Below are 2,290 nucleotides of genomic sequence, written 5' to 3' on the forward strand. Positions count from 1 at the left end.
GGCGGCGGGAGGGTGAGGGGGACGGCCGTGCCGGCGTTTACGCGACCGCCAGCGCCGTCTCCAGCACGTCCAGGCCCTCGTCGACGATGGCGTCGCTGGCGGTCAACGGCACCAGGATGCGGATGACATTGGCGTTGACGCCGCAGGACAGCAGCACCAGGCCGTTCTCATAGGCCTTCTGGGTCACCCGCTTGGTGGCGTCGGCATCGGCGTCGTTGGTGCCGCGCGACTTGACGATCTCGAAGGCGACCATGCCGCCGAGGCCGCGGATCGCCGCGACCGGCAGCAGGTCGTTGCGCCGCGACAGCGTCTCCAGCCGCGCCTTGATCCGGGCGCCGATGGCGTTGGAGCGGTCGAGCAGCTTCTCTTCCTTGAACACCTCCAGCACCGCCAGCGCCGCGGCGCAGGCCAGCGGGTTGCCGGCATAGGTGCCGCCCAGCCCGCCGGGGTCGGCCGCGTCCATGATCGGCGCCCGGCCGATCACGCCGGACAGCGGGAAGCCGCCGGCCAGGCTCTTGGCGACGCAGATCAGGTCGGCCTCGACGTCGTAATGCTCCATCGCGAACATCTTGCCGGTGCGGCCGAAGCCGGTCTGCACCTCGTCGGCGATCAGCACGATGCCGTGCTCGTCGCAGATCCGGCGCAGGGCGCGCATCAGCTCGGCCGGCACCTCGTAGAAGCCGCCCTCGCCCTGCACCGGCTCGAGGATGATCGCGGCGACGCGCGACGGGTCGACATCGGCCTTGAACAGGAAGTTCAGGTGGCGCAGCGAATCCTCGACCGTGACGCCGTGATGGGCGACCGGGAACGGCACATGCCAGACATCGGGCAGGGTGGGCCCGAGGCCCTTCTTGTAGGGCACGACCTTGCCGGTCATGGCCGAGGCCAGGATGGTGCGGCCGTGGAAGGCGCCGGTGAAGGCGATGATGCCGGACCGGCCGGTGGCGGCACGGGAGATCTTGATGGCGTTCTCGGTCGCCTCGGCGCCGGTGGTGAAGAACACCGACTTCAGCGGGCCGGAGATCGGGGCCAGCGCATTCAGCTTCTCGGCCAGCTCGATATACGGCTCGTACATCAGCACCTGGAAGCAGGTGTGGGTGAAGTTCTCCATCTGCGCCTGGACGGCGGCGATCACCTTCGGGTGGCAGTGGCCGGTGTTGACCACGGCGATGCCGCCGGCGAAGTCGACATAGCGCTTGCCCTCGACGTCCCAGACCTCGGCGTTCAGCGCGCGGGCGGCGGAGATCGGCGTGGTGTGCCCGACCCCGCGGACGACGGCGGCGTTGCGGCGCTGAAGCAACTCGGCATTGGTGGTCATGGGCATCCTCTTGGGTTCGGGCCTTGCGCTAGAGAATCGGTGCGGCAGGGCCGCTGCACAATCGCCTAGTTTGAACGCGTCTGGTGCGTTCTATGCACCATTGCCGTTCGGCGTCGCGAACAGCGCCCGCAGCCAATCGCGCAACGTGGCCAGGCCGGGCTCGTCCCAGCGCGCCGCCTCGGACAGGAAATAGTAGCCGCCGAGGCGGATGTCGGACGGCACCATCTCCACCAGCAGGCCTGCGGCCAGGTCCTCCCCGGCCAGAACGGCGTTGGCCAGGGCGACGCCCTGGCCCAGCCGGGCGGCCTCGATCGCCAGATGGGCGTGCCACAGCCGCGGGCCGCGCAGCTGGGGCACCTCGGCCACCCCGGCGCGGCGCAGCCAGCGCTGCCACTGCTCGGTGGATTCCTCGTGGATCAGCGGCACCCGCAGCAGGTCGGCCGGCGCCGCGACATCGGCGTGGCGGGCACGGAAGGCGGCGCTGGCCACCGGGAAGACACGCGGGCTGGACAGCAGCTCGGCCCGCACCCCGTCGCGCGGCTCGGCGGTCTCCAGATAGATGATCTCGGCATCGGCCTCGTCGCGGGCGAAGTCGGGCCGGGCCAGGGTCGGCAGCAGGGTGATCTCGTGCTCGGGCAGCAGCGCCTCCAGCTCCGGCAGCAGCGGCAGCACGCGGCGCGAGGCGACGCCGGGGGCGCACCAGATCGCCAGGGTGCGGCGGCGCGGCGCCGACAGCTCGGCGGTGGCGCGCTCGACCAGGTCCAGCGCCTGGCCGATCTGGGCCAGGTAGCGCTGCCCCTCCGGCGTCAGCGCCAGGCCGCGCCCGGCGGGGCGCAGCAGCCGGGCGCCCAGCCGCTGCTCCAGGTTGCGGACATGGCGCGACACCACGGTGTGGCTGACCGCCAGCTCCTCCCCCGCGGCGCGGACGCTGCCGAGGCGGCCGACGGCCTCGAAGGCGCGGAGCGCGAGGAG

At 71.8% G+C, this 2,290-nt stretch carries 2 protein-coding genes; both read right to left on the reverse strand.

Going from position 1 to position 2,290, the window contains the following annotated elements; genetic code table 11:
• Positions 1-37: 37 nt before the first annotated feature.
• Positions 38-1,318 (reverse strand): 4-aminobutyrate--2-oxoglutarate transaminase, encoded by a 1,281-nt coding sequence (gene gabT / locus BWR60_RS33095; protein WP_088157095.1) that lies wholly within the window; start codon positions 1,316-1,318, stop codon positions 38-40.
• Positions 1,319-1,408: 90 nt separating this feature from the next.
• The coding region (locus BWR60_RS33100) for a LysR substrate-binding domain-containing protein (RefSeq protein WP_088157097.1) at positions 1,409-2,290 on the reverse strand (882 nt) is incomplete at its 5' end.

This window comes from Inquilinus limosus, from assembly GCF_002195995.1.
In the GTDB taxonomy this organism is placed as follows: domain Bacteria; phylum Pseudomonadota; class Alphaproteobacteria; order DSM-16000; family Inquilinaceae; genus Inquilinus; species Inquilinus limosus_C.

Coding starts and splice junctions, on each gene's coding strand:
- gabT (WP_088157095.1), bottom strand. CDS start 1,318: ATGACCACCAATGCCGAGTTGCTTCAGCGCCGCAACGCCGCCGTCGTC.